The 8,646-nt window shown below is 32.7% G+C and carries 7 protein-coding genes; 6 read left to right on the forward strand and 1 reads right to left on the reverse strand.

All coding sequences use genetic code 11. The features are described 5' to 3' along the window. Positions 1-79: 79 nt before the first annotated feature. Complete coding sequence (rnhC, locus tag RPL90_RS00595) at positions 80-1,027, reverse strand: ribonuclease HIII (RefSeq protein WP_313541409.1); 948 nt, start codon at positions 1,025-1,027, stop codon at positions 80-82. A gap of 257 nt (positions 1,028-1,284) precedes the next feature. On the opposite strand from rnhC, the gene zapA reads away from it, so the two are divergent. The 6 genes from zapA (at position 1,285) to uvrC (ending at position 8,576) form a co-directional block, all read left to right on the forward strand. Then, the gene (gene zapA, locus RPL90_RS00600) at positions 1,285-1,554 is read left to right on the forward strand and encodes a cell division protein ZapA (RefSeq protein ID WP_061854933.1); all 270 of its coding nucleotides are present in this window, start codon (positions 1,285-1,287) and stop codon (positions 1,552-1,554) included. After that, on the forward strand, positions 1,551-2,072 hold the full coding sequence (locus RPL90_RS00605; protein ID WP_313541413.1) for a CvpA family protein: 522 nt from the start codon (positions 1,551-1,553) through the stop codon (positions 2,070-2,072). Before zapA ends, RPL90_RS00605 begins: the two co-directional genes overlap by 4 nt. Before the next feature lie 113 nt (positions 2,073-2,185). Further along, the gene (gene polX, locus RPL90_RS00610; RefSeq protein WP_313541415.1) at positions 2,186-3,898 is read left to right on the forward strand and encodes a DNA polymerase/3'-5' exonuclease PolX; all 1,713 of its coding nucleotides are present in this window, start codon (positions 2,186-2,188) and stop codon (positions 3,896-3,898) included. 9 nt (positions 3,899-3,907) lie between these two features. Continuing rightward, the gene (locus RPL90_RS00615) at positions 3,908-6,256 is read left to right on the forward strand and encodes an endonuclease MutS2 (protein ID WP_313541417.1); all 2,349 of its coding nucleotides are present in this window, start codon (positions 3,908-3,910) and stop codon (positions 6,254-6,256) included. Between the two features lie 80 nt (positions 6,257-6,336). After that, on the forward strand, positions 6,337-6,651 hold the full coding sequence (gene trxA, locus RPL90_RS00620; RefSeq protein ID WP_048794161.1) for a thioredoxin: 315 nt from the start codon (positions 6,337-6,339) through the stop codon (positions 6,649-6,651). A gap of 143 nt (positions 6,652-6,794) precedes the next feature. Continuing rightward, the gene (gene uvrC / locus RPL90_RS00625; protein WP_313541420.1) at positions 6,795-8,576 is read left to right on the forward strand and encodes an excinuclease ABC subunit UvrC; all 1,782 of its coding nucleotides are present in this window, start codon (positions 6,795-6,797) and stop codon (positions 8,574-8,576) included. Positions 8,577-8,646 lie beyond the last annotated feature (70 nt).

The following is an 8,646-nucleotide window of genomic DNA, read 5'->3' on the forward strand; positions in this document are numbered from 1 at the left end:
AACAAAATTTGATGCATTTAAAATAATAAGAGACATATTAAAATGACAAGCAGTTGAATTTAGTATAATTACTTCGCTACTAATTATGTTTTTTATTAACTAAGGCAAGTGCTTTATTACGGTTGGCAAAATGTTTTTTCGTCATATCATCTAGTACATTGATATCCCAACGTTCAATTATTTTTGCTGCACTCAAGTCTACTTTGTTACTTGCTCCTTTAGGCAACGTTGTATTGAGTTTTTTTGATAAGTGATCCATATTTTTAACAAACGCATATCGTGATATGATACTTGCTGCTGCGATGGCTAAAGATTTTGATTCACCTTTAGTTTCAAAACAAGTCCGTTCTTCGAAAGGGAGGTTTGTTAACGCATATCTTTTATAAACGTTAGGTTCTGCGAATTGATCGATAACGATATAGTCTAAAGCGTCAGTCTCTATTTTGGCAGTAACATTTTTAATTGCTTCATTATGTAACACGGCTTTCATTTTAACTTGTGACCAACCACTAGCTTGTTTGATATTATAATTTTTATTATCCAATGTTAATAATGAGTGTGGTATAAATGTAACGAGTTGTTCAGCGAGTTCTACTATTTTAGTGTCTGTAAGTTTCTTCGAATCGTCAACACCTAAAGTTTTTAACACTTGGCAATGTTCTTTAGATACGTATGCGGCACAAACAGTTAAAGGGCCAAAAAAATCTCCACTACCTGCTTCATCGCTGCCGATACAATTATGCTTGTTAAAAGGTGGGTGTGATGCAGTTTTTTTAGTAGGCGATTTAGTAGATGATGAACTTTTAGAAGCATGCTTTGGACTGACATTAGGTAACAGTTCGTGTGCAGTGCTTTCCGCATTGTTTCCTTGGAACATCACTTTATTTGAGTTGTATATAGAAATAACCGTTCCTTTATATTTCAGTTTAGCTTTCATACCTTGAGGAAGGTTAGATGTTTCAAAATCTAAACGACTCATTAATTGGTTTACTTCCGATGCTGATAATTTATGTACAATATTACTCATTTTATTCACCACTTCGCAAAATTTCTTCAAAAACACTAGTAATCTTATCATAAAGTAATGATGATAGCACTTTGATCATTTAGATTTCTAAAAATATATCATATTAAAGTGAATTTACTAATTAAATCACAGGTCTTACAAAATATTATACAGTATTGTATAATGACTGATGATAAATATTTTTAATATATGTAGTTGATAAACGCTATTTTGAATAAATAACTACGAACTATAATATAAAAGGTAGGAGCTATCATATGGGTGAGTTTAAGAATAGAATCAACGTAATTATAAATGATAAACATTATACTATTGTAGGAACTGATAATCCTGAACATATACGCTATGTAGCGAATTTGGTTGATGAAAAGTTAAAAGAACTAGGCCGTAAAAATGCAGGATTAGATACTACGCGTAAAGCGGTTCTTACTGCAGTCAATGTCATGCACGAAAAAGTGCAATTAGAAGAAGAAAACTATCGACTGCAACAAGAATTACAGCAATATAAAAATAGAGAAAATCAATGATTATAGATTTAGCTGTAGCGCTTGTTTTTTTATACATGGCAGTTATAGGCTTTAGACGTGGTTTTGTTTTTAGTGTATTACATGGGGCTTGTACAGTAGTAGCCTTAATTATTAGCAATGCATACTATCTAATGATTGCACGTCGTTTAGAATTATTTGTTCCGTTTCCGAAAACGTTGGCATATGATATGAAATTTGCCGTACCGTTAGAGCAGTTGCAACAACGATTTTATCATATTATTGCATTTATTTTTATTGCTATCATTGGGAAGTTGATTCTCTATGCTATTGTAGCTGTATTTGATAATATGATAAAGCAATCTCATATGACGCTATGGCGTAGAATTATTGGCGTGATCATTAGTATAATTACTTCATTAATAGTAGTGAATTTAGCGCTTTATGTTTTAGCAATCTATCCAAATGAAATAGTGCAATCACAACTTTCAATATCTTTGATAGCTAAGCCATTAATTTTAAACATACCATTTTTATCACACTTTATTTTAAAAATATAATAGCTTATTGAAACTGAGAAATTTATTATCCAGGAGGTCAAGACGCAAGGTTTATACTGTTGCATATCGCACATGTTAACTTGTCTTGCCCTTTTTTTATGAGGAGAATTAATATGACAAAAAAAGACGTAATCCAATTATTAGAAAAAATCGCTACTTATATGGAATTAAAAGGCGAGAATACATTTAAAGTTTCAGCTTATAGAAAAGCAGCGCAAAGTTTAGAAATAGATGAACGTCCTTTAGAAGAAATTGAAGATGTTACTGAACTTAAAGGTATCGGCAAAGGTGTGGGCGAAGTAATTGACGAATATAGACAGACTAATGAATCGACGACATTAGCACAACTAGAACAAGAAGTTCCAGCCGGTTTAGTACCATTGTTAAAAATACAAGGTTTAGGTAGTAAAAAAATTGCTAAGTTATATAAAGAATTAAATATCACTGATAAATTAGCACTACAAAATGCCTGTGAACAAGGAAAAGTGAGTGAACTTAGCGGTTTTGCTAAAAAAACAGAACAAAATATTTTAGAAGCCGTAAAAGCGCTAGGAGCTAAGAAAGATCATTATCCTATCGATCAAATGCGAGGATTAAGTGCAGAAATAAATGAATTTTTAGATACTATTGATGACATTGATAAATACGAAGTTGCTGGTAGCTTCAGAAGATATAAAGAAGTCAGTAAAGATTTAGATTATATTATTAGCACGACAAAGCCACAGTCAGTTCAAGCAGCGTTAATCAAAATACCAAATAAACAAAAAGACGTAGCAGTTGGTTCTACAAAAGTGTCACTTGAGGTTAGCTATGATGACGAAACCATAGGTGTAGATTTCAGACTTATCGAACCAGTAGCTTTTTATCATACGTTACAACACTTTTCAGGTTCTAAGGATCACAATATTAGAATTCGTCAGATGGCAAAAGATAAAAATGAAAAAATTAGTGAGTATGGTATAGAACAAGCGGATGGCAATTTAATCCAATATCAAAGCGAAGAAGAAATTTACCAACATTTTGACGTAAATTGGATTGCGCCTGCAATGCGTGAAGATGGTAGTGAATTTGATAAAGACTTATCAAATGTAATTACGCTTAATGATATAAATGGTGATATCCACATGCATACAACTTATAGTGATGGCGCATTCAGCATAAAAGATATGATCGAAGCAAACATCAAAAAAGGGTATGAGTTTATGGTAATCACTGACCACTCTCAAAGTTTAAAAGTTGCCAATGGCTTGTCCGAAGAGCGATTATTACGACAAAATGAAGAAATAAAACAACTTAATAAACAATACGAGGAAATAGATATTTATTCTGGTATAGAGATGGATATTTTACCAGATGGAAGTTTAGATTACAGTGATGAAGTATTAGCTAAGCTAGATTATGTTATTGCAGCGATTCATCAAAGCTTTAATCAAAGTGAAGCGGAAATTATGCAACGTTTAGAAAATGCTTGTCGCAATCCTTATGTAAGACACATCGCGCACCCTACAGGACGTATTATTGGTCGACGACCTGGTTACGAACCGAATATTGATAAGTTATGTGCATTAGCAGAAGAAACAAACACTATATTAGAAATTAATGCCAATCCAAAGCGTCTTGATTTAAATGCAGACGTTGTTAAAAAACATCCAAATGTTCAATTAACAATTAATACTGACGCACATCACGTAGATCATTTAGAATTTATGAAATACGGTGTGGCTACAGCACAAAAAGGATTTGTTCATAAAGATAGAGTCATTAATACTATGACGAGAGAATCATTTAAATCATTGATTGAAAACAATATTAAATTGAAGAAATAGAGGGATTACATGAGACAGAAATCATTAGATGTCTTAGAATTCGATAAAATTAAAGCTTTAGTAGAGAAAGAAACCATTAGTGATATAGGTCGCGAAAAAGCGCAGAACATGTCACCAGCAATTGATATAAATACCGTTCAATTTCAAATTGATGAGACAGACGAATTATCCCAAATCTATAATAAACACAGATTACCTAGTTTGAGTGGTCTTTCAAAAGTTTCACAATTAATTCATAGAGCAACAATTGGTGGTGTACTAAATGTTAGTGAACTGAATTTAATTAAACGATTAATTCAAGTACAGAACCAATTCAAAACATTTTATAATCAGTTAATAGAAGAAGATGAAGCGGTTTTATATCCAATTTTGCATGGCAGAATGGATCAATTACCTGTATTAACGGATTTGTATCAAACAATTCACCAAAAATGTGATACGTATGATTTATATGATAATGCGAGTTATGAATTGCAAGGCATTCGCAGTAAGATTGCTAGCACTACACAAAAGATAAAGCAAAATCTTGATAGCATTGTTAAAAGTCAAAGCAATCAAAAGAAATTATCTGACGCTTTAGTTACAGTTAGAAATGACCGAAATGTTATTCCCGTTAAAGCAGAATACCGTCAAGATTTTAATGGGATCGTGCATGATCAATCCGCATCAGGCCAAACATTATATATAGAACCCAATTCTGTAGTAGAAATGAACAATACAATCAGTAGATTGAAAAATGATGAAGCGGTTGAAAGGGAACGTATTTTAATCGAATTAACGGCAGAAGTTGCAACTGAAGCAGAAGGTTGTTTAACGGCTGAAAATGTAATGGGGCAAATTGACTTTTTAATCGCGAAAGCGCGTTATGCTAGTTCTATTAAAGCAACAAAACCAACATTTAATACAGAACGGACTGTTTATTTACCTAAAGCATTTCATCCATTATTGGATCAAGAAACCGTTGTTGCAAATACGATCGAATTTGCCGAAGATATCTCAACAGTAATTATTACAGGGCCAAATACTGGTGGTAAAACAGTTACTTTAAAAACGCTAGGACTTATCGTTGTTATGGCGCAATCAGGTCTATTAATACCTACTTTAGATGGTAGTCAGCTAAGTATCTTTGAGAATGTCTTTTGCGATATTGGGGATGAGCAATCTATTGAGCAATCACTTTCAACTTTCTCATCACATATGAAAAACATAGTTGAAATATTACAAGAAGCGACAGCAGATAGTTTAATTTTATTCGATGAGTTAGGTGCAGGAACGGACCCTAGTGAAGGTGCAGCACTTGCCATGAGTATTTTAGATTATGCGCACAATGTTAATAGTTTAGTAATGGCTACGACACATTATCCAGAATTAAAAGCATATAGCTATAATAGAGATGGTGTTATGAATGCGAGTGTTGAATTTGATGTAACTACATTAAGTCCAACATTTAAATTATTAATGGGTGTACCAGGACGTTCAAATGCTTTTGATATATCAAGCAAATTAGGCTTGGATAAAACGATTATCCAACAAGCTCAATCTATGATTGGTCAAGATGAACAAGAAATTAACGAAATGATAGCTTCGCTTGAAAGTAATTCTAAACGCGTCGATGATCAGCGTATAGAACTCGATAGATTATTAAGAGAAGCACAAGAAACACATGATAACTTAGAGAAAAAATACGAACAATATCAAGCTTATGAAAAACGTCTGATGGATGAAGCTAAAGATAAGGCCAATCAGCGTGTTAGAACTGCAACACAAGAAGCGGATCAAATATTAAAAGATTTAAGAACGTTACGCGATAAAAAAGGTGCCGACGTAAAAGAACACGAACTTATAGATAAGAAAAAACAACTTGATGATCAATATGAAGCAAAAGATATAAAACAACAGGTTAAAAAACAAAAATGGGATGAGATTCGTGTAGGCGATGAAGTCAAAGTATTAACATATGGTCAAAAAGGTGAAGTACTAGAAGTTGTATCCAATGATGAAGCAATAGTTCAAATGGGAATCATTAAAATGAAACTTCCTTTAAGCGACTTAGAAAAAACTAAAAAGACACAAGAAGCACCTACTAAAATGGTTAAGCGTCAAAATAGACAAAATGTAAAAATGGATTTAGACTTAAGAGGTTATCGTTATGAAGAAGCACTTAATGAACTGGACCAATACATTGATCAAGCTGTATTAAGCAATTATCAGCAAGTCAATATTATTCATGGGAAAGGGACAGGTGCTTTGCAAAAAGGTGTGCAGAACTATTTGAAAAACCATAAAAGTGTGGCATCATATAGAAATGGAATGCCAAGCGAAGGTGGTTTCGGCGTTACGGTAGTAGAACTAAAATAATAGTGAGCAAGGGCTATGCAGAATAAATTAAATTCTGTTATAATTTGCTCATCATTTGAAAATAAGGAGGATTGGCATTTATGGCAATCGTAAAAGCAACTGATTCAAACTTTGATGAAAACATTAAATCTGGTGTTAATTTAGTAGATTTTTGGGCAACTTGGTGTGGACCTTGTAAAATGATAGCACCAGTGCTAGAAGAACTTGCTGGTGACTATGATGGAAAAGCAAATATCTTAAAATTAGACGTTGATGAAAACCCATCAACTGCAGCTAAATTTGAAGTTATGAGTATTCCAACTCTAATTGTGTTCAAAGATGGAGAACCAGTTGATAAAGTTGTTGGTTTCCAACCTAAAGAAAACTTAGCAGAAGTTATCGATAAACATCTATAAGCTAAATGCTTAAAGCTGGTACATTAATTATTAATGTATCAGCTTTAATTTTGTAATAAACAGTGAATAATGTTTTATAATATATACATTCATAAAATATATCATTACGATAAACTGACTTATGTAAAGGAAGGAGGTATATCATGGAAACTTATCAAGAGCAAATAAAGCAAAAATTAACAGTTGTACCGATGGAACCGGGTTGTTATTTAATGAAAGATAGAAATAACCAAGTTATCTATGTGGGAAAAGCAAAAAAATTAAGAAATAGATTACGTTCTTATTTTACTGGTGCACATGATGCAAAAACAACACGACTTGTCAGTGAAATTAGAAATTTTGAATATATCGTAACTTCTAGTGAAACTGAGTCATTGTTACTAGAGTTAAACTTAATCAAACAATATCAACCGCGTTATAACATATTGTTGAAAGATGATAAAAGCTATCCATTTATTAAAATAACTAAAGAGAAACATCCGAAATTAATTGTTACACGTACTGTAAAAAAAGGTACCGGTAAATATTTCGGACCTTATCCCAATGCTTATTCAGCACAAGAAACAAAAAAATTACTCGACCGTATTTATCCATTTAGAAAATGTGATAAAATGCCTGACAAACTATGCCTTTATTATCATATTGGGCAATGCATGGGGCCTTGTGTGTATCCTGTAGATCAAAGTAAATACGCCGAAATGACACGAGAAATATCCGATTTTCTTAATGGTGAAGATAAAACTATCTTACGTAATTTGGAAGAACGTATGCAAAAAGCAAGTGAAGAATTAGACTTTGAGCGTGCAAAAGAATATAGAGATTTAATTGAGCATATAAACAACTTAACGAAGAAGCAAAAAATTATTTCAAAAGACTATACTGTTAGAGACGTTTTTGGATACAGCGTATCTAAAGGTTGGATGTGTATCCAAGTCTTTTTCGTACGACAAGGAAATATGATAAAACGTGATGCTACGATGATTCCATTACAACAAACGGAAGAAGAAGAATTTTATACGTTTATCGGACAGTTTTATGAATTAAATCAACACATTTTACCTAAAGAAGTTCACGTCCCTAAAAATCTAAATAAAGATGTGATTAATTCGGTTGTTGATACGAAAATTGTACAACCACAAAAAGGTAAGAAAAAAGAAATGGTAGATTTAGCGAATCATAATGCAGAAATTACGTTAGATAATAAATTCGAACTTATTGCAAAAGATGAATCTCGTACCGTTAAAGCGATAGAAGAATTAGGCGATAGAATGGGTATTCAAACACCAATTCGAATTGAAGCTTTTGATAATTCGAATATTCAAGGTGTAGATCCAGTTTCTGCTATGGTGTCATTTGTTGATGGTAAACCTAATAAAAAAGGATACCGAAAATACAAAATAAAAAGCGTAGAAGGCCCTGATGACTATAAGTCTATGCGAGAAGTCGTTAGAAGAAGATACACTCGGGTACTAAATGAAGGTACACCTTTGCCGGACCTTATTATTGTTGATGGTGGTAAAGGGCATATGAGTGGTGTGATTGATGTTTTAGAAAATGAACTTGGTTTAGATATTCCTGTGGCAGGATTAAAGAAAAATGATAAACACCAAACCTCTGATTTACTTTATGGTGCAAGCGCAGAAGTCGTACCTTTGAAGAAAAATAGCCAAGCATTTTATTTGTTACATCGTATTCAAGATGAAGTGCATAGATTTGCTATTACTTTCCACCGTCAAACTAGACAAAAAACAGGATTACAATCAGTTCTCGATACAGTAGATGGTATTGGTGCGAAAAGAAAAACGAAATTGTTAAGAACCTTTGGATCGATTAAAAAAATGAAAGAGGCTTCCGTCGAAGATTTTACAACAACAGGGTTACCAAAAAATGTTGCTAAAAACCTTTATGATGCACTTAATAATTAGCAAATCAAAAAAAAGTGGGTGTGAGAATCATTCTCATGCCCAAATTTACTTTATTTAGTGTTACAATAAT

This window comes from Staphylococcus kloosii, from assembly GCF_032139365.1.
Classification (GTDB): domain Bacteria; phylum Bacillota; class Bacilli; order Staphylococcales; family Staphylococcaceae; genus Staphylococcus; species Staphylococcus kloosii_A.